Raw genomic sequence first — 26568 nt, forward strand, 5'->3', positions numbered from 1 at the left:
ACTATACATATTAATGGGTTTTGCACTTATCGTACAAGCCTTTTTCTTTAATAACACGGATAAATGTTTCGCCGATAACAGCTGGTGTTTCAGCTACTTCAATACCGCACTCTCTCATTGTTTTGATTTTTTCAGCAGCTGTTCCTTTACCGCCAGAAATAATAGCGCCGGCATGGCCCATACGTTTTCCTGGAGGTGCTGTTTGGCCACCGATAAATCCAACTACTGGTTTCGTCATGTTAGCTTTAACCCATTCAGCAGCTTCTTCTTCAGCAGTACCGCCGATCTCACCAATCATGATTACGCCATATGTGTCTGGATCTGCTTCAAACTCTTTTAATACATCGATAAAGTCCGTACCATTGACAGGGTCCCCGCCAATACCAACAGCAGTAGATTGTCCAATGCCCTCTACTGTTAATTGATGAACAGCTTCATAAGTCAATGTACCAGAACGAGAAACAACGCCTACATGGCCTTTTGTATGAATATAGCCAGGCATGATACCAATTTTACACTCATCCGCTGTGATAACACCTGGGCAGTTTGGTCCGATTAAACGTGTTTTCTTGCCTTCCATATAACGTTTAACTTTAACCATATCAAGTACTGGAATATGTTCAGTGATACAGATAACCATGTCTAATTCGGCATCTACCGCTTCTAGAATAGCATCTGCCGCAAATGGAGCAGGTACATAAATTACAGATACATTTGCACCTGTATTTTCTACTGCATCGCTAACCGTATTAAATACAGGAACTCCTTCAACTGTAGTGCCACCTTTACCAGGAGTTACACCAGCTACGATCTTTGTGCCATACTCAAGCATTTGTTTTGTATGGAAAAGAGCTGTCGAACCTGTAATGCCTTGTACCAATACTTTTGTATCTTTGTTGATGTAAATACTCATCCCGATTCCGCCTTTCTTAACCTACAAGTTCCACAATTTTTTGAGCGCCATCAGCCATTGAATCTGCTGCAACTATATCTAAGCCTGATTCATTTAATAATTTTTTGCCTAGTTCTACGTTTGTACCCTCAAGTCTTACTACTAGAGGTACCTTTAGACCTACTTCTTTGGCTGCAACAATGACACCTTCAGCGATTACATCACACTTCATAATACCGCCGAAAATATTGACAAAGATCCCTTTAACATTCGGATCTGAAAGGATAATTTTAAATGCCTCTGTTACTTTTTCAGCTGTTGCACCGCCCCCAACATCCAGGAAGTTTGCGGGTCTTCCGCCGTAAAAGCTGATTGTATCCATAGTAGACATAGCCAGTCCTGCCCCATTTACCATACAACCAATATTGCCATCAAGTGTAACATAGTTTAAGTCATACTTTGATGCTTCGATTTCTTTTTGGTCTTCTTCATCAAAATCGCGCAATTCGACAACATCTTTATGGCGATACAATGCATTGTCGTCGAAATTAAATTTGGCATCAAGAGCCATTACTTCTCCGTCTCCTGTAACAGCAAGCGGGTTAATTTCTAAGATGGAAGCATCTTTATCTGTAAACGCTTTATATAAACCTAACATTAAATTAGCAGTTTTATTGATTAACTTAGTAGGGATATTCATATTAAAAGCAAGGCGTCTAGCTTGGAAGCCTGTTAAACCTACTACTGGATCGATAACTTCTTTAAATATTTTTTCTGGTGTTTCTTCAGCAACTTCCTCGATATCCATACCGCCTGCTTCAGATCCCATTAATGTTACGCGAGAAGTCGCACGATCAACTAAAAGACTTACATAGTATTCTTTTTGAATATCTGAACCTGCCTCTATGTATAGGCGTTTTACTTCTTTTCCTTCTGGGCCGGTTTGATGTGTTACAAGTACTTTGCCCAATAATTCTTTTGCGTAAGAGCGAACCTCATCTAAGTTTTTCGCAATCTTTACACCGCCAGCTTTACCGCGGCCGCCTGCATGAATTTGAGCTTTTACTACCGTAACTTTGGAATCTAATTCTTTCGCAATATTTACTGCTTCTTCTGGCGAGAAAGCAACCCGACCAGCAGGAACAGCTACCCCATATTTACGAAGAATCTCTTTCCCTTGATATTCGTGGATATTCATCCTTGTTCCTCCCAACTAAATTCCTTCATGTTCTCAAATACTAGTATTCTGAAATACAAGTTTATTGTATATAAATAAAACTATAATGTCCAGAGATTCTCTATTTTATGACATTTTTTATTTAAAAAATAACAATTTGTGCTACGAAAGAACAAAGAGACTTTATCACATTTTGTCGATTTTTGTCTTTTCATGGAGTTGATCTAACTGGTAAATAAATGCAAATACTTCTGCGACGGCTTGATAAAGCTCCTCTGGTATACTTTCATTGAGATCTAACTGTCCTAATAATTGAACAAGTGACGGATCTTTTTGAATGGGAATATGATTGGCTTCTGCCCGCTCTAAAATCTTTTCAGCAATTTGACCCTTCCCTTTTGCAATCACTTTAGGTGCATCTGCTTGGTTGGGATTATAAGTTAAGGCAACCGCTTCCTTGCGTACACTTGGCTCTTTTGTCATATTTTGAAATCAACTCCCCTTTGTCCGGCACTTGAAGATTGGAAGAGATTGATGCTATTACTTTTAGCTGTTTCCTGTTGGTCTTTGAAAATGAGACCGGACAGTTGGTAATCATGACGTGCTAGGTTTTCTTTTAACAATGCTTTAAGGGGGGCTGCTAAGTTCTTTAGACCTTCGTTGTCATTGTAGATATTTATAGTTACTATCCTGCTTTGAACCTGCATGTCCACTACTGTTTCTTTTAATGAGTGCAATTGCAAATAAAATAGAATGCGTGCAAAATCCGGATCAATCTTTCCATCTGCACTTTTCCGACCGCTCCACTGCAGTGTTGCCTCTGATTGCCTTCCTAAGAAATTAAGTGGTAATTGCATGATTAGCTGTTGCTCTGGCCCTAATTCAGTAGATAAATACTGCATTCCATCAAGCCTTGCTGACACTTGCTTTGCTAAATCTTTAGTTGCGTCAGATACCACTCCATTTTGCAAAAGTCCAATTAGTTGCGGTTTTAGTTGTTCAGCGAATTGGCGAATGTCAGATGAGGCGTCAGCTAATTTTGCTTCGTAACTTAGCCCCAGCCCCTTGAATAAATCCTTAATAGTCGCTTGAATAGCTTTACCGTTTAGATTATTTGCCAATTGATTCTCAGTCTCTTGTAGCATTCCTCTTAAATGAGTTGATTTCGACTCTAACGTATACTTTGTTAAATGGTTGAAAAGTCGTTCGGAATTATCCCCCTGGCCAAGCAATTGCAGCAGCTGGTGCTTAGCTGATATGCCTTTAACATCTACTTCAAATGGTTTTACTATCGCATTCTCACTAGCAGCCTTTAACAATTGCTCTTGCAATTGGGCTATGACAGCTTTAGTTTGGGCTATGTCTTTCGTTGATATGGATTGTTGTGCCAATTGAATTAGGTTGCTTTTTTGTTCTGTAGTAAGTAATGTGTTTTTTTCAATGGCTGTTTGAATTTGTCCGATAAGCTGTCCCTTATCTTGGGTAGTCGGCTGCTGTTCTAGCGCTTGAAGTAGTTTTACCATTGTACGCAGCTCCATTTGCTGTTCCATCTTGTTGTTTATGGGGACGGGGGTTGCCGTGCTGCTAGCCGGTTGTTGAAGAATCTCTTGCTGCCAATTAGACAACCTCGCATTTCGAGGAATTACTCCCACATCCTTCAACGCCTGCAAAATAGCCGCTTTATTTTCTGGCAGCGTTTGCTCTGAAGATAAGGCTTCTACCATTTTTCCAAGCAGAATACCCCCTGTTTCCTTTAAAAGCGGATTGTTGATTTGTTCCAGCTGATTCAGTAGTTGATTTTTCATGCCCAAGGAGATTGTCTCATCCGTTTTTACGACTTGCTGGAAGTTTTTCAACAGGTCTGCAAATCCAGTTTTCATATTTCCTTCCAGGACAGCTTGAAATGTATCTTGTTGAATAGGCAGCTTATGTGCTATAAGCTTTTGGATAATTTGTAAAGCTTCCTTCGTTCCTAGATTATCCGGCAAATTTTTCAATAGTTCCTCTGCTTGCAAAAAAAGTTCTTTCGACAGCGGCAAATTATTTTTGAGAAAAAATGAAGCTAGTTCTTTCAGAGAAGTTGTTTGATTTAATCCAAGTGCATTTAATAGCTGATCTGCTTGTTGAGTTAGTGGCATTGCAGATGACATAGGGTTTGATATTACTTTTAATTGTAAATCTGGTTCTGTACCTGACACTTGAAAATAATGCGCATTGCCTGCCTGCAAAGGAATTTCTAATTTTGCGATTAACTTTTGGCCACCAATTTGAATTTCTGCCATTTGGTTAGGAAAAAGTTGTTTTATCGTACCATGGATTACCTGGCCTTGCTTAAGTGTGAGCGGCTGCTGGTTATTAACCATTGTTTGGCCCAATTGAACTGAGTTCAATGATGGATAATTCACTACACTTCACCCTTTCGTTAAAAGAATAGATTTAATCGGTTCGAATGTCTTTCGATGAATCGGCGTAGGGCCATGTTGTTCTAATGCATCTAGATGCTGCTTAGTACCATAACCTGCATGTTTTTCAAAGCCATAGAATGGGTACTTATCAGCCGTTTCCTCCATGTAATGATCCCTTGCAGTCTTCGCTAATATGGATGCTGCTGCAATTGCCAAACTTTTGGCATCCCCTTTAATAATGGAAGCTTGTTCTATATCAATTGGCAAAGTCATGGCATCTGCCAGTACAAAATCGGGTTTTATCTGCAGCATTTCAACCGAGGACTTCATGGATTGTTTTGTCGCTTCATAAATATTAAGTTCATCAATAATATCAGCTGGTTGAAAGTGGATCGCTGTAGCTAATGCACACTCTTGAATTTTCTCTGCGAATTTCTCCCTGGCCTGCTTAGAAAGTTGCTTAGAATCGTTTAAGCCTATCAATGAGTCGCATTCATCTGGCAATATAACAGCTGCTGTTACTACCGGCCCTGCCAACGGTCCACGACCAGCTTCGTCAATGCCTGCAATTAATGCCTGTTTATATGGCCTATACGACTGGTCAAATGCTATTTTCTTTTGATGCTCTTTGGCCAGTTCATTTTCTTTCTCTTTGCGTCGATACCATTGCTGCAAGGCTTTTTTTGCTCCTTGCCGCGGATCGTCTTTTAACTCTTCCATCCATTCCTGCCATTCAACAATAGTATCTAATTCTTCTTTAATATTTTTGATTGTTCTCATGTCTTGTTCTCCTAATCGTTATCTTATGTATCGGCTAAATCTATCAAAAATCCAGAAAAAAACCTTTTTTGCCTGTGGGCAAAAAAGGTTATGGTTTTGTTGCAAAATCTTCTACAAAATCGAAAGACAGTTTACCAAGCTGCTGGCCCCTGATATCACGCACTATCAGCTCTGCTACTTGATCATAATCAATCTCGCCTCCGCTGATAATAACACGGCGTAGCTTGCCGATATGATCAAAGGTTTTTACAATTTCATCATCCAATTGTGAAAGTTTATAGCGTTCTTCCATTCTTCCAGGATAATATTGATTTAAAAATTTCAAGCCATAAATCGCTAAATCATCCATATTGGTAATAGCATCTTTAATCGCTCCAGTGAGCGCTAATTTATAGCCTACCTCTTGATCCTCAAACTTAGGCCAAAGAATCCCCGGAGTATCCAGCAACTCTAGTTCTTTTTCAACCTTAATCCATTGCTGCGATTTTGTAACGCCTGGGGTATTACCTGTTTTTGCAACGTTCTTCTTGGCTAGTCGGTTAATCAGCGTCGATTTTCCGACGTTTGGTATTCCAACTATCATGGCACGGATAGCGCGCGTTTTAAGGCCTTTTGCTCTCATTCTAGCCCATTTATCCGCCAACAGTTCTTGCGCTGCCTTTGTGACCTGTTTGAGCCCTTTACTATCTAAAGAATTGATAGCTATTGCTTTTTGGCCCTGTTGTTCAAAAAATGACAGCCACTTTTTTGTTTGTGCTTCATCTGCCATATCTGCCTTGTTTAGAATAAGCAGCCTTGTTTTTTGGTGAATAACTTCGTCAAGCATAGGATTTCTAGAAGACATCGGAAGCCGCGCGTCAATTAATTCAAAAATAATATCAACAAGCTTTAGATTTTCTGTTACCTGCCTGCGCGCTTTGGCCATATGCCCAGGAAACCATTGAATCGTCAATTTGTTCACTCCTTATTTTACTTTGCCCATTTGATCGAGTGGCCAAAAGACAACGTTTGTTTTACCAATAATTTTGCTGATCGGTACAATGCCAATATGCCGGCTATCCTTACTATACCGTCTATTATCACCCATAACGAATACATAACCGTCCGGGATTGTATCACCTTTTGCATTAGGCGTATCCCTTAATGAGAAGTCCTCTGTTAAGGTTCCACCGTCCATGATTTCTTCTTTATATTTCTTTAAATATGGCTCGGCAATCTTTTTACCATTTATATATAACTGATCATCTTTATACATTAATCGATCTCCAGGTAATCCAATAATACGTTTAATGTAATCTTTTTTCTCAGGAGCATGAAAGACAACAATATCGAAGCGATGAATATCACCAATATGGTAGCCAAATCGGTTGACAATCATACGATCTCCGTTTTCGAGTGTAGGCATCATTGATTCTCCGTCCACAACAATCGGTGTAAATAATAAATAACGGATACCTGCAGCCAGTACAAAGGCAATCACAAGTGCTTTTGTCCATTCCCACAACTCATTTTTTTCTTTTTTCTCTTTTTTCAAAAAGATGCCCCCTTGATATTAATCCAGAATATACATCTAGAGCGGTTTCACAATCGTGCCCATTATATATCTATTGTACAGGGATTTGCCGTTTGAAGCAAAAAGAAAGAGAGCTAAAATGCAGCTCTCTTTTAACATATTTAAGCTTATCGAATTTCTTTAATACGAGCAGCTTTACCACGTAAATTACGTAGGTAGTACAATTTAGCGCGACGAACTTTACCGCGGCGAGTAACTTCTAGTTTAGCGATTTTTGGAGTGTGTAATGGGAATGTACGTTCAACTCCAACGCCATAAGAGATTTTGCGAACTGTGAAAGTTTCGCTGATACCGCCACCACGACGTTTAATTACAACACCTTCGTATACTTGGATACGTTCGCGAGTACCTTCGACTACTTTAACGTCGATTTTTACTGTATCACCAGCACGGAATGCAGGGATGTCAGTACGAAGTTGGTCTTTAGTGATTTCTGAAATAATGTTTGACATTGTTTTCTCTCCTTGGACAGATGCTCTTGCAGGTCACTTTGGTTGCTACAGCGGAACACCGTAATTCGGCATTTTCATAAAATGCATCTCAAATATTATCATAAATTTAGATGTATTGCAAGAGATCCTCTCTTTTATGCTTTGCCGTTTTTAAGTTTTTCTAAATATGTTTTTTGTTCTTTGCTCAGTTCAATATCTACTAATAAATCCGGTCTTCTCTCAAAAGTACGTTTTAACGATTGTTCCATACGCCATTGCTCAATTTTCGCATGGTTACCTGATAAAAGAACATCCGGCACCTTCATTCCGCGAAAATCTGCTGGCCGTGTATAATGAGGATGTTCTAACATTCCTGTTGAAAAAGAATCTAAAATGGGCGAATCATCATTGCCAAGCACTCCTGGCAATAAACGCACCACGCTATCGATAATCGTCATAGCAGCCAATTCTCCGCCTGTTAAAACAAAGTCGCCTATGGAGAGTTCATCTGTAACTAAATGTTCTCTTATACGTTCATCGTAGCCTTCGTAATGACCACATAAGAACAGTAAATCTTCTTCTTTGGCCAATTCTTCAGCTTTCTTTTGGGTAAACCGTTCACCCTGAGGGCACATTAAAATAACACGTGGTTTTTTGCCATCCTTCGAAAGCGCCTCAACTGCATTAAAAAGTGGTTCAGGTTTCAATACCATGCCTGCACCACCGCCATATGGATAGTCATCCACCTGCGCATGTTTATTCACGGCATATTCTCTAAAGTCAGTAACAGACAGTCCGACTGCTTCTTTCTCTTGCGCCTTTTTTAGAATAGACGAGCCAAAGACGCCCGTAAACATTTCGGGAAATAATGAGAGTACATGGATGTTCATCATGATAGCAAACCCTCTATCACTTCGATCACAATCTTTCCTTCTTCAATATTTACTTCTTTTATAAATTCATCAACTACAGGGATATAGTGCATTTTGCCATCTTCACCCTTTACAGTCCATACATCATTGGCAGCTGTCTCAAAAATTTCTTTCACTTGGCCAATAGCTTGTCCCTCTTGGTTATAAACCGTGCATCCAATAATCTCATGATAATAAAATTCATTATCTTGCAATTCATCTTCTTCTAATTGCTCTTCATTTACCTTTAAAATGCCGTCTCGAAAAGGTTCTACATCATTAATATTAGGATAGCCTTCAAATGTAAGAAGAATAAAGTTTTTATGCTTGCGGGATGATGCAACTGTCAATAATAGCGGCTTTGTATCCCCTTTTCTAAATAGCCCTAGTTGTTGGCCAACTGCATATCTTTCTTCTGGAAAGTCAGTTTGGGAGATGACGCGCACTTCGCCGCGTATGCCATGTGTATTAACAATTTTCCCTACGTTATACCATTCCATCTTTTTCACCTCTTTTAATTTATGTGATCTTTACATTTACTCTAGTTTATATGTTTATTATATCCATTTTCTCTATTGCTCCCTACAGCAAAATTGGAGACTATTGAAAAATTATCATCAGCTCTGGGAAGTGAGTTTAGCTACATGTCCTCAGGAAGTACCCTAAGCCCCTCGTTCACTTTTCAATATAGTCTCTACAGCTTCACTTTTACAGTGAACTCCAAAATTTTAAGGGAAAAGACATATACTTATCTATTTACTTTAGAAAAAACAAGTTGTTAAAAATAAAACTAGGAAGGGATTATGCTCCTTCCTAGTTTCATTAATCTAAAATATCGATATAAATTTTCTTGCCGCGATGGTTGCCTGCTGCTGAGTAAACAATTGTACGAACTGCTTTTGCAACACGTCCTTGCTTGCCAATAACCTTTCCCATATCACTAGGGTGGACAGAAAGTTTATATACAATGCGATGATTATTTTCGTCACATGTTATCTTCACTTCGTTTGGATAATCGACTAAAGGTTTTACGATTGTCTCGATCAGCTGCTGCATAAGACCGCCTCCGATTATTTACCGATTTTAGAGTTATGGAATTTTTCCATGATGCCTTGGTCTGAGAACAAGTTACGAACTGTATCAGATGGTTTTGCACCATTTGTTAACCAAGCTAATGCTTTAGTTTCGTCGATTTTAACTTCTGCTGGAGAAGTTAGTGGGTTGTAAGTACCGATTGTTTCGATAGAGCGGCCATCACGTGGTGAACGTGAATCAGCAACTACGATACGGTAGAAAGGAGATTTTTTTGCTCCCATACGTTTTAAACGAATTTTAACTGCCATTTTTAATTGCACCTCCGAATAGTTTCACACAAGATAGTATGATATCAAGCTTTAAATACTTTGTAAAGTGTTTTTTCTTAACACACATTATTTTAACTTATTTTTTTTATTTAAACAAGGAGTCTAACCCAGGAAGTTTCATTTTTTTCTTTCCTTTTTGAGCCATACCTGTCATTTGCTTCATCATCTTCTTCATATCATCAAACTGCTTAATCAGTCGATTGACTTCTTGTACAGAAGAGCCAGATCCTTTAGCAATCCTTTTTCTACGGCTGGCATTAATAATTTCAGGGTTCGTTTTTTCGGCTGGCGTCATAGATAATATAATGGCTTCTATATGGCCAATTTGTTTGTCATCTATCTTCGCGTTTTCTAAGCCCTTAATTTTATTTGCGCCAGGTAGCATTTTTAAAATTTCATCAAGCGGTCCTAATTTTTTCACTTGGCTCATTTGATCTAAGAAGTCATCTAAAGTAAAGCTTTGAGTTTTGAACTTTTCCTCAAGCTCTCGAGCCTTATCCTCGTCAACTGTAGCCTGGGCTTTTTCGATAAGCGTCATAACGTCGCCCATGCCGAGGATACGAGAAGCCATACGTTCTGGATGGAATTGTTCCAGCGCATCCATTTTTTCGCCCATACCAACAAATTTAATTGGCTTTTCTGTTACAGAACGAATAGAAAGCGCCGCACCACCACGTGTATCACCATCTAATTTTGTCAATATAACGCCCGTAATGCCTACAGCTTCATTAAAACTTTCAGCTACGTTTACAGCATCTTGCCCTGTCATGGCATCAACTACTAGGAAAACTTCATCTGGTTCCTTTAAGCCACGGATATCTTTTAATTCCTGCATTAGATTTTCATCGATATGCAATCGTCCAGCTGTATCGACCAAGACAACATCATGGTGTTCTTCTTTGGCTTTTTCTAATGCTTGGCGCACTATTTCTACAGGCGAAATATCTGTACCTAAAGCAAAAACAGGCAACGAAAGCTGTTTACCGAGTGTTTGCAATTGCTGAACTGCCGCAGGACGATAAACATCCGCTGCCACCAATAACGGCTTGCGATTGTATTTTTTACGCAATACATTAGCCAATTTACCTGTGGTCGTTGTTTTACCGGCACCTTGTAAACCTACCATCATAATAACTGTAGGCGGCTTTGTTGCAAATTTAATTGGGCTTTGTTCTCCGCCCATTAAATCTGTCAGTTCATCTTTTACGATTTTGATTACTTGTTGGCCAGGTGTCAAACTCTTCATTACATCCTGACCTACAGCACGTTCACTAACTTTTTTGATAAAAGTTTTAACCACTTTTAAGTTAACGTCGGCCTCGATTAAAGCAAAACGAACTTCGCGCATCATTTCTTTTACGTCTTGTTCGTTTACTTTCCCCTTACCTTTAATCTTATTGATCGTTCCTTGGAGCCGCTCCGCTAAACCTTCAAATGCCATAAAATCGCCTCCTAATCCCATTCTTTAAGCTGTTCAATCAGCGATAGTACCTCTTTGCTGTCTGCTTGGATATCAGCCATACTTTTTGAAAGCTTTGTTATTATTTTCTGCCGGTTTTGGAATTTCTCAAACAATTGAAGTTTTTCTTCATATTCTTCAAGCATCGCTTCAGTTCTGCGAATATTATCGTAAACTGCTTGACGTGACACCTCATAAGCTTCTGCTATTTCCCCCAATGAGTGATCATCTAGGTAATAAAGCTGCATATAACTTCTTTGTTTGTCCGTCAACAACGCTTGATAAAAGTCAAAGAGAAAGTTCATGCGTGTTGTTTTTTCAAGTAACATACTGAAACTCCCCTCGATTATACATACTCTACTGTATCTTAATTTCAAAAACACTATCCGTCAAGTAAAATTACTTGTCTTTTAGACTTTATTCAAAAAAACGCAAGAATGCAGCAGTAGGAACATACGACATTCTTGCGTTTCACTAACTATTCTTTTTCTTCAGCCAGTTGTTCATCTAAAGCATCCGCGAAAAGGCCGTAAACATATCGCTCAGAGTCAAACGGCTGTAAATCATCCATTTGTTCTCCAAGACCGACAAATTTAACGGGAATATGCAATTTATTGCGAATAGCAAGTACGATACCGCCTTTTGCTGTACCATCTAGCTTAGTTAATACAATACCAGTAACATTTGTCGCTTCTTTAAATATTTGAGCTTGTTGTAAAGCATTTTGTCCTGTTGTAGCATCGAGTGCAAGTAAAACTTCATGAGGCGCTGTCGGAATTTCCCGGGAAATGACACGATGAACCTTTTCCAGCTCATTCATTAAGTTTACTTTATTTTGCAGCCGACCGGCAGTATCGCAAATTAATACATCTGCTTTACGATTTTTCGCTGCACGGATTGCATCATACATAACAGCAGCTGGATCTGACCCTTCTGACTGTTTAATCACTTCAACGCCTACGCGGTCTCCCCATACTTGTAACTGATCTATAGCGCCAGCTCGGAAGGTATCGCCGGCAGCGAGTATAACAGACTTCCCTTCTTGCTTTAAACGGTGAGCAAGTTTGCCAATAGTTGTGGTTTTGCCCACGCCATTGACGCCAACAAACAAAATAACCGTTAACTCATCTTCTTGTATATTTAAGCTTGTGATATCATCTTCGCCTTGTTCATAAATTTCAACCAGCTTTTCGGAAATCAATGCTTGGATACCATCTGTATTTTTAATATTTTTGCGTTGTACTTCAAAACGCATTTTTTCCGTTAGCTCCATCACGGTCTCCATGCCAACGTCAGCTTGCAATAAAAGGTCTTCAAGCTCTTCAAAAAATTCTTCATCCACATGGCGATAGCGTGCTACAAGATCATTTACCTTAGAGGTAAATGAATTACGCGTTTTGGCTAAACCAGATTTGAATTTTTCCGTAATAGAGAAAGCAGAAAAGCCCCATTTTGATTTTGCTTCTTCTTTATTTTCTTCTTCATCGGAGGATATTTCTTGTTCCTCTTCTAATTCTTCTTTTTCTTCTAGTTCTACGTTCTCTACTTGTTTTTCTTCGTGCTCTTGTTCTTCAGTAGGTTGTTCTACCTGTTCTTCCTTTACCGCTTCTTTGACATCTATATCATTTGACGATGCCTCTTCTACTATTCCCGATGTTCCACCCTGCTCCAGGTCTTCCATTTCAGCAGGGTCGTTTTTCGGACCGCCTGTGAGTTTTTCTTTCATGCGTTTTAGAAAGCTCATATTATTCACTCCTTTGTACTATGTTGGTACGGGTACTTCTTGTTCTAGTTTGACAGAAACTAACTTAGAAACACCGGATTCTTGCATTGTAATACCGTACAATACATCCGCGCCTTCCATTGTACCCTTCCGATGGGTAATGACAATAAACTGCGTTTCTTGGCTATATCGCTTTAGATATTGGCTGTAACGATTGACATTAGATTCATCTAATGCGGCTTCTACTTCATCTAGAATACAGAATGGTACTGGCCTTGTTTTTAAGATTGCAAATAACAACGCAATAGCTGTTAAAGCTCTTTCTCCCCCAGAAAGCAGGCTAAGTCTTTGAAGCTTTTTCCCTGGTGGCTGGGCAACAATCTCAATGCCTGTTTCTAATAAGTTATCAGGATCTAATAATTCTAAATCAGCATGACCTCCGCCGAATAATTCTCGGAAAACGCTTTGGAAATGTGCACGCGTTTCGAAGAAGGTTTCCTTGAAACGGCTTGTCATCTCTTCATCCATTTCGCGAATCGCCTCGTGCAGAGTTTCTTTTGCTTCTAATAAATCATTGCGTTGATTTGTTAGGAATGTATGGCGTTCCGAAACAGTCGCATATTCCTCAATTGCACTTAAGTTAACTGTCCCAAGTTCTGCAATCGATTGTTTCAACAGTTTGACTTTACGTCGTGCTGCCTCAATATCTGTATCATGGTCATGTTGCAATAAGGCATCTTCAAATGTTATATCATAATCTGTTTCCATTTGTTGTGCCAAATTTTCATATTCCACATCTAAACGACTTAGTTTTACTTCATAGTTTCGTATGCCATCAAGCATACCTTGATGAACACGTTGTAATTCCTTTAAGTCGAGGTCGATTTGCTCTACCTGTTGCTGCATTTGCATGCGCTCTGTTTTAGTACGTTCTACCGTTTGTACAAGAGTTTCTCTTTGTTTTTGTAAGCGTTCAATGGTCTCCTGGATTTCTTCCTCGCTTTGGCCATTTAGATCTCCGCCATTTAGCAGCCAATCCATCTCATTCGACGTATATTTTACTTCTTCTTTTGCCTGTTCAACTTGTGATGCAGCTTCTGCAACAGCTGTTTTTAGCTGTGTGACTTGTTCATTAAGTACGGCTAGTTGAGAACGTTTAAGGGCATATTCTTCTTTCAAGGCATCCCGCTTTGTCTCACTTTGCTGTTGTAAAACATTCAACTCTTCGACTGTACGATTAATTTCCGCCAGTTCTTCTGTTAGTTCTTTTTGACGTTTTGCAAAGCTTTCTAATTGCTGTTCTAGAGTTGTTTTGCGGCCTGTTGCATCTTGCTGTTCATCTGTGAACATGGAGACTCTTAGTGATAACCGTTTGATAGTAGTATCCATTTCACGCAAGTGAGCACTATATTCAACTTCTTTGGAACGCAATTCCTCACCCTGCAAGCGTAATTCTTCAAGCTGGGTAGACTTTTCTTCAAATTGCTTTTTCCAGTCAGCTACAATGTTTTCTGCTTTTCCAATCGATTGCTCCATTTGGACAAGCTGTTCAGACAAACCTTCTAATTCTGCCTTTCTGCTAAACAATGAAGCTTGTTGTTTAACGGAACCCCCTGTTAGAGAACCGCCTGTATTTACTACATCACCGTCCAACGTCACAACGCGATAGCGATAATTACAAGCTTTAGCTATTTGTGAAGCGCCCTGTAAATCTCGTGCCACTAGGACGTGGCCTAATAAGCTTTCAGCAATTGTTCTTATGCTTGGATTGTAAGTAGCCAGTTCATCCGCCGTATTAATAAAAGAAGGATGAGTGTTGAAAGTCTGCAAAACACTATCTGCTATTTTGCGAGATTTTATGACGTTTTTAGGCAAAAAAGTTGCTCTGCCAGCTTTTTGCTGTTTAAGCCAAGAGATGGCTTTTCTTGCATCTCCATCTGTTTCAGTGACAATATGCTGCATAGCAGCACCTAAAGCTGTTTCTAATGCTTTAGCATACTCGCCATCTACGTGAATAAGTTCAGCTACCGCTCCGTGGATACCATTCAATTGATTTTTTTCGCGTGCGACCAATACAGCTTTTACACCTTGATAGAAACCCGAAAAGTCTGCCTCTAGCTCCGCAAGTGTTTCTTTTCTTGCTTTCATCTGCTGCAGGTGTTGATATCCTTTAAAAAGCATTTCTTGTTGCTTATCATATTGTGCTTTCGCATGGTTGGCATCTTTTTGGCAAGCTTCATATTCTGCTAATTTCCGAGCAACTTCTTTTGTTACTTCATCATGCGATTTGACAGTTCGCTGTTGCTCTTTTTGTAATGTTTGAAGCTCTTCAGCCATCTCAATAGATTGGCTCGAAATCTTCACTTCATTTTGAGCTTGCTCCGCCAATAAATGCGTAATATTTTTAACTTCATTTTTCACAGTGGCTTCTTCATTTAAGCGATCAATGTAGGTATTTTTCCATTGTTCAATTTCAGCATGTATCTCTGAAGAAGAGCGATTGAGAAGGTCTTCTAACTGCTTTACTGCTCTTTTTAATTCTTGCAGATCCTTTTGGCGCTCCGTCAACTGACCTTCACGAGTTACTTTTGCTTGTTCCCAATGAGAAAGCGATGCTTCTGCTTTTTGTAAGGATTGCTTTAGCTTCTCTAGTTGAGTATTAGCATTCATTCGTTTTTCTGCTACTAATACTTTTCTTCCTTCGAAACGCTCAGCCTCAGCACTTACTTCCACTAATTGATGTTGTGATTCGTCTAACAAGGAATCGAGATTACTAACCTTTTGACGAAACGCTGTAATAGTTTCTTCTTTTTCAGCAATCTGCTGGGAATAGGCTTGCTCTTGCGCCAAAACATTCTTTCTTTCGCTGACAATCTGTTCAATTGAACGTTTTAACTGCTCCATGTCATGAACTAAAACAGCTAAATCCATATCCTTCAATTCTCCGGACATCTTTAAATAATCTTCTGCGGCAGAAGCTTGTATATGCAGCGGCTCGATCCTCTTATCTAATTCATGCAAAATGTCTAGAACGCGATGCAAATTATCATCTGTTTCAAATAATTTGTGTTCCGCTTTTTTTCGGCGCTGTTTGTATTTCAATACGCCTGCTGCTTCTTCAAAAATAGAACGGCGGTCGTCTGGCCGACTATTGAGAATTTCATCTACTCGTCCTTGAGAGATAATAGAAAAGGCTTCTTTGCCTAAACCAGAATCCAAAAACAAATCCGTAATATCCTTTAATCGACATTGCTGTTTATTTAATAAATATTCACTGTCACCAGAACGATAGACACGACGAGTCACGCTTACCTCATTGTAAGAAATAGGCAAGCGTCCGTCTTCATTGTCTAAAATTAAAGAAACCTCAGCAAAGTTGAGCGGCTTACGCGAATCACTGCCGGCAAAAATAATGTCTTCCATTTTGATGCCACGCAATGATTTGGCTGACTGCTCGCCTAGCACCCATCGAATAGCGTCTGTTACATTGCTCTTCCCACTACCGTTAGGCCCAACTACTGCTGTTACCCCAGGTACGAAATCTATTCCTACTCGATCAGCAAATGACTTAAAACCAATCACTTCAAGTCGTTTTAAAAACAAAATTAACCCTCCTGATCATTCGCTAACTGGGCTTTAAATGCACGTATAGCATGTTCAGCAGCTTTTTGTTCTGCTTCTTTTTTTGATTTGCCATGACCAACGCCAAGCTCTTTGTCATTCAACAAAACTTTTGACTCAAATGTACGATTATGTGCAGGACCGTTTTCTTTTATAATCTCGTATTGCACAGTACCTGAGTTATTTTGTTGAATTAATTCTTGCAATTGGCTTTTGAAATCCATCACATGTGAAAAAGCACCGAGCTCCACTTTAGGGAATACAACTTTGTCTAAAAATGTTACAACTGTTTCTAATCCTTGATCTAAATATAATGCGCCTACGAAAGCTTCAAAGCAATCTGCTAGCAATGCTGGGCGTTCTCGGCCCCCTGTAATTTCTTCTCCTTTACCCAACAGTACAAATTCGCCAAAATTTAATTCATTGGCAAACATAACAAGTGAAGATTCACAAACTATCGCTGCACGTAATTTCGTCAGCTCACCCTCACTCATTTTTGGGAATTTTAAAAATAAAAATTTGGAAACAGTTAGTTCTAGCACGGCGTCCCCTAAAAATTCAAGGCGTTCGTTATCTTCAAACAGCTTTCTACGATGCTCATTTACAAATGATGAATGTGTAAATGCGTTATACAATAAATTCGCATTCTCAAAATGCACGTCTAATTGTTTTTGTAATTGAGCAAATTTTAAACGTGATTGTTCAGAAATTGCTCCATTCTTCTGCGAGAGTCCCTGTATTTTCATTTTTTATCAACCTTCTTATTTTCCATTTCATACACCTCTATTTTACCTTTTTCTTTTCTAATCTGCAAAGTATTATAGGAAAGCTGCGCTGAGTTGATTCTCCACTAGCAATGTTATTCTGGCAGGGATTAGCAATCAGTAGTCCCTCATCTTGGCATAGCTTTCCTTACAAATCAAGGTATGGACTTTGCTGCTGAATAATCCTAGATAAAAATATAACTTCCCCTGCAAGAATACTGCAAGGGAAGTTTCAAGTATAGTATGTGTTTAAAAACTTAAAATTAGCCTAATTTGCTTTCGATAAAGCTTACTGCATCGCCTACAGTGCCGATTTTTTCAGCGTCCTCATCATCAATTTGCATATCAAACTCTTCTTCAAATTCCATTACTAACTCAACTACGTCTAGTGAATCCGCACCTAGATCGTCGCGGAAAGAAGCTTCTGGCTTCACTTCGCTTTCATCAACACCTAGACGGTCAACTACTACTTTAGTTACACGTTCAATTACTGTTGCCAAATTGTTCACCTCCCCTCAATGATTATACAAAAAACATCAAATTATTAATAGTTAAAGTTACATGACCATTCCGCCATCTACATGCAAAGTTTGACCAGTCATATAGCTTGCATCATCGGACGCCAAGAATGCAACCACTTTCGCTACATCTTCTGGATTACCTAGCTTAGCTAACGGAATTTGACCAAGCATTTGTTCTTTAATATCCTCAGGCAATTCTTCCGTCATTTCTGTGTCAATAAAGCCAGGCGCTACAGCATTGACATAAATATTACGCGCAGCCAATTCTTTAGCTGAAGTCTTAGTCAGACCTATAACGCCAGCTTTTGCAGCAACATAATTTGCTTGTCCTGCATTGCCGGAAACACCAACGATAGACGCGATATTGACAATACGACCAGCACGTTGTTTCATCATTTGGCGAGAAACAGCCTTAGTGCAAAGGAAGACGCCTTTTAAATTGGTATTCATTACGGCATCCCAATCGTCTTCTTTCATGCGCATAAGTAAATTGTCGCGCGTAATGCCTGCATTATTAACTAGTATGTCGATTCTGCCAAATGTATCAATGGTTTCTTTCATAAGAGCTGAAACATCGTCACTATTTGCCACATTGGCTTGTACTGCTATAGCTGTACCACCATTTTCTTGGATCTCATTCGCTACTGCTTCTGCTTTCTCTTTGCTACCGCTATAGTTGACAACTACTTTTGCTCCAAGTTTTGCTAGATATAGGGCAATCGAACGTCCAATGCCTCTTGAGGCACCGGTGACAATTGCAACTTGATCTGTTAAATTAGCCATTTCTACCACTCCTTCGCAGCTTCTACAACTTGCTCTAACGTTGCCAAGTCATATACACAGTATGTTTTCACTTTGCGATCAACCTTTTTAATAAGACCACTCAATACCTTGCCAGGCCCGCATTCAATAAAGACATCTACGCCTGCCTTTAGTAATGTGCGTACAGAATCTTCCCACAGAACAGGACTGTATAATTGTTCTACTAACAATGATTGGATGTCTTGCTTCTTCGTTACAGGTTGTGCAGTGACATTAGCAATGACAGGGATTTTTGCATCTTGCATTTCAATGCTTGCCAACATTTCTTTCAATTCACCTGATGCGGGGCGCATTAATTCAGAATGGAACGGACCACTCACTACTAACGGAATAGCACGTTTCGCACCTGCTTCTTTCGCTTTCAAAGAAGCTTCTTCCACGCCTTTAGCTGTTCCAGAAATGACGATTTGTCCTGGGCAGTTTAAATTTGCTAACTGCACTAACTCACCATTTCGTGAGACTTCATCCGTTACTTCTTTTAACGCTGACCGATCAAGACCTAAAATGGCCGCCATAGCCCCTTCTCCAGCGGGCACAGCCTCATTCATGTATACGCCGCGTTTATGTACTGCTTGCACACCATCTTTAAATGACATCACATCAGAAGTCACTAAGGCCGCATATTCACCTAAGCTATGGCCTGCTGTATAAGAGGGATGTATGCCTTCTTTTTTCAATAGATCAGCAATCATAACGCCAGTTGTTAATAAAGCAGGCTGAGCATGATATGTTAATGTGAGATCTTCTTTTGGGCCTTCTAGCATTAGTTTGGATAGCTCGAAACCTAATAATTGGTCGGCTTGCTTATAATAATTTTCAGACTCGTTGTCTGCAAGGAATTCTTGTCCCATTCCTACAACTTGAGAGCCTTGTCCTGGAAAAACAAAAGCAACTTTCACCATATTTTTCTCCCCTTGTCTTTCATTTTTAATCGTTCGTTGTTATTGTTTCATCAATTGTTTTACTAACGTTATATTCAACCATTTGACGAGCTTGGCGAATCGCGCTCGCGAATGCTTGTGCATTAGATGACCCATGAGCTTTTATGACAGGTGCTTTAAGGCCAAATAATGCAGCACCCCCATATTCGGTGTAATCCATTTTGCTCTTTAAGTCTTTTAATTTATCTTTCATTAGCAATGCTGCTACTTTTGTTTTCGTGGAAGCCATAAACGCTTCTTTCAGCATACTAAAGACATTGCCAGCTGTACCTTCAATCGTTTTTAAAACCATATTGCCTGTAAATCCATCTGTTACTACTACATCTGCTGCATGATTAAGCAATTCACGTGCTTCTACGTTGCCAATGAAGTTGATTGGTGCTTCTTTTAATAGAGGGAACGCATGCTTAGCCAGATCATTACCTTTTTTATCCTCTGTCCCAATGTTCAATAAACCAACTGTTGGATTTTCAATGCCTCTCACTTTTTTGGCATAGATGCTACCCATTATTGCGTACTGAACAAGGTTTTCAGGTTTTGCATCAGCATTGGACCCTAGATCGAGCATATCAAAACCACTACCGTCAAGCGTTGGCAATGTTGTAGATAATGCAGGACGGTCTATGCCATCAATGCGATGTACAATAAATAATCCCGCAGCCATCAATGCACCGGTGTTACCGGCAGAAATGCAAGCATCTGCTTCTCCATCCGTAACTGCTTGTGCCATTTTAACCATGGAAGCATCTTTTTTGCGGCGTACTGCTCTTACAGGTTCATCCGTACCTTCAATGATGTCTTCACAATGGATTACCTTCAGACGAGGATGTTCCTTTAGATACGGCTGCATCTTCTCTTGATGCCCATATAGTAAAACCTCTAAATCCTGTGACGTTTCGAGCGCCTGAAATACACCTTCAATTATCGCTTTAGGCGCGTGATCTCCGCCCATGCCGTCTACGGCTAATTTCATTTATGTTCACTGCCTTTCGTGCGGTACATTTCAAATTCCCCAGTAAAAACTGTGTTTCCATCAACTGTTGATGTTACTGTCACAAACGTTCGTTTTCGTTCTTTGTCATTGCTTGTGACCACAGCTTTTGAAATAACGCGTTGCCCTGCTTTTACCGGCTTTAAAAAATATATATCAGAATGTGCTGTGAGAGCTAAATCATCATCAATCACGGCAACAGCCAATGAATTGGCTTGCGCGAATAAATGATGCCCCCTTGCAATGCGGTTCCGTTGAAATACGTGTTCTTCTCCCACATCAAAAATCGATAGGGCTCTTTCATCTAATTCAATATCAATGATGTCGCCGACAACTTCATCGATCGGCAGGGACTTTACTTCACTTTCAAAATTGTTTGCTGCGACATCTTTAATCCGTTCGCGCAATTCAGGGATAGACAACTCCATACGATCCAATCTTATTGTTTGAACGCTTACATGAAACTTTGAGGCTAGCTGTTCATCTGTGATGAAAGGGTTGTCTGTTATGGTTTGCTGCAATAATAATTGTCGTTCTTTCTTGGAGTACTTCATATTATTCTTCGTCGCCCCTTAATATTAGCACTTGGTACTAATATCAGTATATAAATATAAAAAAAAGAATGCAAGTGTTGTTTTCACTCCACCTTGCATCCCTTTAATCAATTCTCTCTCCGTCGAGCGCTCCAGACACCCGTAGACGCTCTCGCAACGGGCCATATTCATCATCTTGCCAAAAATCAGTAGAATTAATTAGTTGTATTGCATCTTGCCGCGCAGTCTCTAATGCTCTGTAGTCGTGGACTAAATCCGCCATCTTAAATTCTGGCAAACCGCTTTGTTTTTTTCCAAAGAAATCGCCAGGACCACGTAGTTCTAAATCTTTTTCTGCTAATTGGAAGCCATCGTTCGTTTCTGTCATTGAATGCATTCGAACTTTTCCTTCCTCACTTTTAGGATCGGCAATTAATACGCAATAAGACTGAAAATCACTTCGTCCGACACGCCCCCTCAATTGATGAAGCTGAGCTAAACCAAAGCGCTCTGCATCATAAATCACCATAAAAGTGGCGTTCGGGACATTGACTCCAACCTCTACAACTGTCGTTGACACCAATACATCCAGTTCTCCGTCACTATAAGCTCGCATGACAGCATCTTTTTCTTGAGCAGGCAATCTGCCATGCATCAAGCCAACCTTATATTTACCATTAAATAAAGTGATTAATTGTTGATACACATCAACTGCATTTTGAACATCTAGTTTGTCGGATTCTTCAATGAGCGGGCAAATCACGTATGCTTGACGGCCTTGAGAGAGCTCTTGCTCCATTTGTAGGAGGACCTGCCCAAATTGTTCATGCTTTACCCAACTGGTTTCAATCTTTTTCCTACCAGCAGGCATTTCATCGATAATGGATACATCCATCTCTCCAAATGCTGTGATTGAAAGGGTACGAGGAATGGGTGTTGCTGTCATGAAAAGAACGTCAGGATTTTCCCCTTTTTCACGCAATATCCTTCTTTGTTCCACACCAAATCTGTGCTGTTCATCTGTAATGACTAAGCCTAATCGTTGAAACATTACATCTGGCTGGATAAGCGCATGGGTTCCTATTAATATATCAACTTCGCCTTGTTTTAATCTCTGCAATAGCTCTTTCCTTGCTTTTTGCTTGATTGAGCCTGACAAGAGTGCAACTTCTACTCCGAACGGCCGTAGCCATTCATCAAGTGAAGCAGCATGCTGTTCAGCTAAAATTTCTGTGGGCGCCATTAGGGCACCCTGAAAGCCTGCTGTGACAGCAGAATAAAGTGCAATAGCTGAAACGACTGTTTTCCCAGACCCAACATCTCCTTGAAGGAGCCTATTCATACGTTCAGGAATCAACAAATCACGAGAGATCTCGTTCACCACTTTTTTTTGCGCCTGAGTCAGTTCGTAAGGCAACGATTGGATGAATTGACGTACTTTTTTTAAATCATAATGGATCTCTATGCCATGTTCTTGTTGCTTTCTTGTTTTTCTGAGTGCTTGAATTTTCATTTGGAAAAGTAACAGTTCTTCATAAACAAATCTTCGCCTAGCTTGTTTTGCATGAGCAGCATCTTGCGGAAAATGCACACCTTCCAAAGCATCCGGCAAATCTAGCAATTTATACTCCTTACGTATGCTTTCAGGTAATGTTTCCGCAAGATCCGCTTTGGCATCATCCAAAGCCTGCCTCATAAATTGTCTGAACTTTTTCTGAGACAGCTTTCCTTTCAAACTGTAAACAGGTTCGAAATCCGCTTGATCTGTTTTCGGGCCAAATGTAATGTTGCTCACATTGATGACTTGTCTTCCACGATCCCATTTCCCTGTAACTGTCACAATCATGCCAGGCGACAATTTAGTCCGCAAGTAGTTTTGGTTAAAAAATACTAGTTTAATTAGGTGGCGCCCAACTAAAGCTTGCAGCTGCATTCTAGACTTATTTTTCCCTAGATAAAGTACAGCTGGTTCGCTTTCAATGCGCCCTTCTACAGTAACACGCTCATTGTGAGGCGTTTCTGCTATATCTTTTAAGCGAAAATCTTCATGGCGGTATGGAAATGTCCAAATGAGATTCTCGACTGTTTCAATGCCCATTGCCTGCAATGCTTCAGCAGAAGCCTTACCCACACCTTTCAGCTCTGTTACAGGGCTGAACAGATTAGCCACGTTCTAAAACAGCTCCACCGAAAATTTTTGCTTGTAGCGCTTTGCCGGTCGGTGTAGCAGCTAAACCGCCTTGCGCAGTTTCTTTTAGTGCAGTAGGCATTGTTTGACCAATACGATACATGGCACCAATGACTTCATCTGTTGGAATGCGGCTAGTAATGCCAGCTAGAGCCATATCTGCAGCAACCATCGCATTGGCTGCACCCATGGCATTACGCTTCACGCACGGTACTTCTACAAGCCCTGCAACAGGGTCACAAACAAGGCCAAGCATATTTTTCAAGGAAATAGCGAAAGCATGCGAACTTTGTGCAGGTGTACCACCAGCCATTTCAACAATCGCAGCTGCTGCCATAGCTGCAGCTGAGCCAACTTCTGCTTGGCAACCGCCCGCTGCACCAGAAATAGAAGCATTATTGGCAACCACAAAACCAAATGCACCTGATGTGAACAAATAGCGTACCATTTGTTCTTTTGTTGGATTTAATTTATTCTTCACAGCAAAAAGTGTACCTGGAACTACGCCCGCAGATCCCGCTGTTGGTGTAGCGCATATTGTCCCCATTGCCGCATTAACTTCATTTGTCGCTACAGCTTTGCTAACAGCATCTAGCAAGATATCCCCTGATAGACCTTTGCCTGATTGAATATAATTTTGCATAAGAACGGCATCCCCACCTGTCAAGCCTGTAACAGACTTTACGCCTTTTAAACCCTTCTCAAGTGCTTCTTCCATTACTTTTAAATTATTTTCCATTTGGGCAATAATTTCTTCTCTACTTCTTTCAGACATTAACATCTCTTGTTCTATCATGATCTCTGAAATAAGCTTATTTTCATTTTCAGCGCGTTCAACTAATTCTCTTACATTATGAAATAAGAATTCCATCTTTTTTTCCTCCTATTTTTTTATGCGTGTCACCTTGGTGATATTTGGTAGAAGTTCGATTTCTTCCATTATAGATTGGTCAATATTTTGATCAATTTCAATGACCATTAACGCCATATTTCCTCTCTCCTTACGAGATACTTCCATATGGCCAATATTAATATCATATTCTGCAAGGCATTTCGCCACATTTGCAATACAGCCTGCACGGTCATTATGCACAACTAAAATAGCAGGCATGCCTCCAGACAATCGAAGCGGGAATCCATTAAGTTCTGTTATCTCAATTGTACCACCACCGATTGAAATACCGACGATTGACATTTCTGTTTCGTCATCTCCTATTACAATCCGGGCTGTATTTGGATGTTCGGTATGATCTGTTTCAGGTATAAATTCAAATTCCAAACCGGCATTCTTTGCGTCTTGGAATGCTGTTTTAATGCGTTCGTCGTATGTCTCGTAATCTAGCAATCCACCAATGATCGCTACGTCTGTTCCATGTCCTTTATATGTCTCCGCAAATGAGCCATATAAATGAATCTTTGCCCATTTTGGAAGGCGTCCAAATAAATCTCTAGCAACACGGCCGATGCGAGCAGCGCCAGCAGTATGAGATGATGATGGTCCAATCATAACAGGACCGATAATATCGAACACAGATGTATATTTCATATCATTTCTCCCCAATTTTTATGAATGTTTTATCCAATATTATTACCGGACGATACCTTCCCATCTAAGCTTAAATGAATAGTTGTCCGTAAGATTTCTTGTTACTACTAATCTCGCATAAAGAGACATATAACCCCTAGTGCGTTAAGTTTAACTTTATCTCAATTTTACACGAATACTAGCGTTTAACCAAACTTTTTTGTTTCACCATAAGAAAAACAGCTAAGCGATCATCTTAGCTGTTCTTCGTTCTATTTTCTTATTCTACGGAGAAGATATAAGGATATAGCGGCTGTTTGCCGTTATGAATTTCTACTTCTACATCAGGATATTTTTCTTCAATGAAATGTACTAATTCGTCTGCTGTTTCTTTTTTAATGTCTTCGCCATAAAGCACGGTTACGATTTCAGATTCCTCATCAATCATATCGCTAAGCAGAAGCTCTGATGCTACTTTCAAAGAAGGGGTTGCTTGAATAATGCTGCCTTCATTAATAGCCATAAAATCATCTTTATGGATTTCAATGCCATCAATTGTCGTGTCACGGACAGCAAAAGTGATTTGTCCAGACTTAACATTCGTACTTGCATTTGCCATATGTTTTTTATTCTCTTCAACTGTTTGATCAGGGTTGAAAGCAAGAACCGCCGCCAAACCTTGTGGAATTGTCTTAGTCGGCACAACTGCTGCCTCAATGTCTAATAGCTCAGCAGCTTGTTCTGCTGCCATGACAATATTTTTGTTATTCGGCAAAATTAACACTTTTTCAGCGCCAACTTTTTTAACAGCATTTACGATATCTTCTGTAGAAGGGTTCATTGTTTGTCCGCCTTCTATGACATAGGAAGCTCCAATACTTTCAAGAAGTCTTGCCACACCTTCACCCATCGCCACTGTAACAATCGCATAAGGATGCTTCTTCACTTCTTTTTCTGCAGCTTTTTTTGTATCTCCCTGTGGATGGTCTTCACCAACAATAGCTGTATGTTGTAGACGCATATTATCTACTTTTATTTTGACCAAGCTTCCATATTGATGGCCATAGGAGATTACTTCTCCTGGCGTTTCGGAATGCACATGGATTTTTACGACTTCATCATCTGAAATAACAAGTAATGAATCACCGAATTTGCTCATATCATTTCGGAATGATTCCTCATCAAATGGTTTCTTTCCTTCTTCAAACCGCACCATGAACTCTGTGCAATAGCCATATACAATCTCTGAAGTGTCCATGAAATCTTGCGCCTTGTGATGCTCTGCATTGACTAAATCATCAAGTGATTCCACAACGGTAGCAGTAGGAATTTCCTCACCTTTTAATACCGCAGTAAATCCTTCATAAACAAAGACTAAACCTTGTCCACCACTATCCACTACGCCTACTTCTTTTAGAACAGGTAGCATTTCAGGGGTTTGGGCAAGCGCTTCCTTTGCCGCTGTTAACGTTTCTTCCATCACTACACGAATGTCTTGTTCATGTTCTGCGACTTCTACAGCTTTTTCAGCAGCGACGCGCGCAACAGTCAAAATAGTGCCTTCCACAGGTTTCATAACTGCTTTATAAGCTGTGTCAACACCATGCTTTAGCGCTTGTGCAAATTTTATGGAATCCAATGTATCTTCTTTTTCTACTGCTTTTCCAAAACCGCGGAATAATTGAGAAAGTATAACGCCGGAATTACCGCGTGCACCCATCAATAACCCTTTAGATAAGGCTTGTGCTGTATTACCGATGCTTTCTGTTTTATGAGCAGCCGTTTCTTTGGCGCCAGATGTCATCGATAAATTCATATTTGTTCCTGTATCGCCATCTGGCACAGGAAATACATTTAGCGAATCAACATACTCTGCATTTTGAGATAAATGGCGGGAGCCTGCCTCCACCATTTCCGCAAATTTGATCCCGTCTAATGACTTCATAA

General features: G+C 39.9%; 26 protein-coding genes. All 26 read right to left on the bottom strand.

Annotation, left to right across the window (positions count from 1 at the left end):
• Positions 1-10 precede the first annotated feature (10 nt).
• The 26 genes from sucD to RCJ93_RS06690 all read right to left on the bottom strand — a co-directional run bounded on the left by sucD (position 11) and on the right by RCJ93_RS06690 (position 26566).
• Positions 11-913, bottom strand: coding sequence for a succinate--CoA ligase subunit alpha (sucD, locus tag RCJ93_RS06565; protein WP_066785379.1), 903 nt, complete (start codon positions 911-913; stop codon positions 11-13).
• 16 nt (positions 914-929) lie between these two features.
• Positions 930-2090, bottom strand: coding sequence for an ADP-forming succinate--CoA ligase subunit beta (sucC, locus tag RCJ93_RS06570; protein ID WP_066785376.1), 1161 nt, complete (start codon positions 2088-2090; stop codon positions 930-932).
• A 165-nt stretch (positions 2091-2255) separates the two neighbouring features.
• Positions 2256-2552: an EscU/YscU/HrcU family type III secretion system export apparatus switch protein gene (locus RCJ93_RS06575; RefSeq protein WP_066785374.1), complete on the bottom strand. Its 297-nt coding sequence runs from the start codon at positions 2550-2552 to the stop codon at positions 2256-2258.
• Positions 2549-4474 carry a hypothetical protein gene (locus tag RCJ93_RS06580; protein WP_446738655.1) on the bottom strand — a complete coding sequence of 642 codons (1926 nt, stop codon included), beginning with the start codon at positions 4472-4474 and terminating at the stop codon, positions 2549-2551. The genes RCJ93_RS06575 and RCJ93_RS06580 overlap by 4 nt, the downstream gene beginning before the upstream one ends.
• Positions 4475-4480: 6 nt before the next feature.
• Complete coding sequence (locus tag RCJ93_RS06585) at positions 4481-5254, bottom strand: ribonuclease HII (protein ID WP_446738656.1); 774 nt, start codon at positions 5252-5254, stop codon at positions 4481-4483.
• 88 nt (positions 5255-5342) lie between these two features.
• Entirely contained in the window at positions 5343-6206 is an 864-nt protein-coding gene (ylqF, locus tag RCJ93_RS06590) for a ribosome biogenesis GTPase YlqF (RefSeq protein ID WP_150283889.1), read from the bottom strand.
• Between the two features lie 12 nt (positions 6207-6218).
• Positions 6219-6788, bottom strand: coding sequence for a signal peptidase I (gene lepB / locus RCJ93_RS06595; RefSeq protein WP_066785366.1), 570 nt, complete (start codon positions 6786-6788; stop codon positions 6219-6221).
• A gap of 146 nt (positions 6789-6934) precedes the next feature.
• Complete coding sequence (gene rplS / locus RCJ93_RS06600; protein WP_066785363.1) at positions 6935-7279, bottom strand: 50S ribosomal protein L19; 345 nt, start codon at positions 7277-7279, stop codon at positions 6935-6937.
• Between the two features lie 134 nt (positions 7280-7413).
• Entirely contained in the window at positions 7414-8148 is a 735-nt protein-coding gene (trmD, locus tag RCJ93_RS06605) for a tRNA (guanosine(37)-N1)-methyltransferase TrmD (RefSeq protein WP_150284904.1), read from the bottom strand.
• Entirely contained in the window at positions 8148-8669 is a 522-nt protein-coding gene (rimM, locus tag RCJ93_RS06610; RefSeq protein WP_066785360.1) for a ribosome maturation factor RimM, read from the bottom strand. The genes trmD and rimM overlap by 1 nt, the downstream gene beginning before the upstream one ends.
• Before the next feature lie 322 nt (positions 8670-8991).
• The gene (locus tag RCJ93_RS06615; RefSeq protein WP_066785358.1) at positions 8992-9225 is read right to left on the bottom strand and encodes a KH domain-containing protein; all 234 of its coding nucleotides are present in this window, start codon (positions 9223-9225) and stop codon (positions 8992-8994) included.
• A 14-nt stretch (positions 9226-9239) separates the two neighbouring features.
• Positions 9240-9512 carry a 30S ribosomal protein S16 gene (gene rpsP / locus RCJ93_RS06620; protein WP_147194176.1) on the bottom strand — a complete coding sequence of 91 codons (273 nt, stop codon included), beginning with the start codon at positions 9510-9512 and terminating at the stop codon, positions 9240-9242.
• A gap of 106 nt (positions 9513-9618) precedes the next feature.
• A complete protein-coding gene (gene ffh, locus RCJ93_RS06625) occupies positions 9619-10974 on the bottom strand; it encodes a signal recognition particle protein (protein WP_251645630.1) in 1356 nt (451 codons plus the stop codon).
• Between the two features lie 11 nt (positions 10975-10985).
• Entirely contained in the window at positions 10986-11321 is a 336-nt protein-coding gene (locus RCJ93_RS06630) for a putative DNA-binding protein (RefSeq protein WP_066785351.1), read from the bottom strand.
• Between the two features lie 149 nt (positions 11322-11470).
• Positions 11471-12736, bottom strand: coding sequence for a signal recognition particle-docking protein FtsY (gene ftsY / locus RCJ93_RS06635; RefSeq protein WP_446738657.1), 1266 nt, complete (start codon positions 12734-12736; stop codon positions 11471-11473).
• A gap of 18 nt (positions 12737-12754) precedes the next feature.
• Positions 12755-16318 (bottom strand): chromosome segregation protein SMC, encoded by a 3564-nt coding sequence (smc, locus tag RCJ93_RS06640; protein WP_446738658.1) that lies wholly within the window; start codon positions 16316-16318, stop codon positions 12755-12757.
• Between the two features lie 2 nt (positions 16319-16320).
• The gene (gene rnc, locus RCJ93_RS06645; protein ID WP_147194185.1) at positions 16321-17082 is read right to left on the bottom strand and encodes a ribonuclease III; all 762 of its coding nucleotides are present in this window, start codon (positions 17080-17082) and stop codon (positions 16321-16323) included.
• 281 nt (positions 17083-17363) lie between these two features.
• Positions 17364-17609, bottom strand: coding sequence for an acyl carrier protein (locus tag RCJ93_RS06650; protein ID WP_304621408.1), 246 nt, complete (start codon positions 17607-17609; stop codon positions 17364-17366).
• 48 nt (positions 17610-17657) lie between these two features.
• Entirely contained in the window at positions 17658-18404 is a 747-nt protein-coding gene (fabG, locus tag RCJ93_RS06655; protein ID WP_249775670.1) for a 3-oxoacyl-[acyl-carrier-protein] reductase, read from the bottom strand.
• A gap of 2 nt (positions 18405-18406) precedes the next feature.
• Entirely contained in the window at positions 18407-19345 is a 939-nt protein-coding gene (gene fabD / locus RCJ93_RS06660) for an ACP S-malonyltransferase (protein ID WP_446738659.1), read from the bottom strand.
• A gap of 25 nt (positions 19346-19370) precedes the next feature.
• The gene (gene plsX / locus RCJ93_RS06665) at positions 19371-20357 is read right to left on the bottom strand and encodes a phosphate acyltransferase PlsX (RefSeq protein ID WP_446738660.1); all 987 of its coding nucleotides are present in this window, start codon (positions 20355-20357) and stop codon (positions 19371-19373) included.
• On the bottom strand, positions 20354-20929 hold the full coding sequence (fapR, locus tag RCJ93_RS06670; RefSeq protein ID WP_066785334.1) for a transcription factor FapR: 576 nt from the start codon (positions 20927-20929) through the stop codon (positions 20354-20356). The genes plsX and fapR overlap by 4 nt, the downstream gene beginning before the upstream one ends.
• A gap of 103 nt (positions 20930-21032) precedes the next feature.
• Positions 21033-23078, bottom strand: a complete 2046-nt coding sequence (recG, locus tag RCJ93_RS06675) for an ATP-dependent DNA helicase RecG (RefSeq protein ID WP_446738661.1) — start codon at positions 23076-23078, stop codon at positions 21033-21035.
• On the bottom strand, positions 23071-23967 hold the full coding sequence (gene sdaAA, locus RCJ93_RS06680; protein WP_446738662.1) for an L-serine ammonia-lyase, iron-sulfur-dependent, subunit alpha: 897 nt from the start codon (positions 23965-23967) through the stop codon (positions 23071-23073). Before sdaAA ends, recG begins: the two co-directional genes overlap by 8 nt.
• 12 nt (positions 23968-23979) lie before the next feature.
• Positions 23980-24642: an L-serine ammonia-lyase, iron-sulfur-dependent subunit beta gene (gene sdaAB / locus RCJ93_RS06685; RefSeq protein ID WP_066785328.1), complete on the bottom strand. Its 663-nt coding sequence runs from the start codon at positions 24640-24642 to the stop codon at positions 23980-23982.
• Between the two features lie 259 nt (positions 24643-24901).
• The gene (locus RCJ93_RS06690; RefSeq protein WP_446738663.1) at positions 24902-26566 is read right to left on the bottom strand and encodes a DAK2 domain-containing protein; all 1665 of its coding nucleotides are present in this window, start codon (positions 26564-26566) and stop codon (positions 24902-24904) included.
• Positions 26567-26568: the final 2 nt, after the last annotated feature.

Source organism: Rummeliibacillus sp. BSL5 (assembly GCF_052928305.1).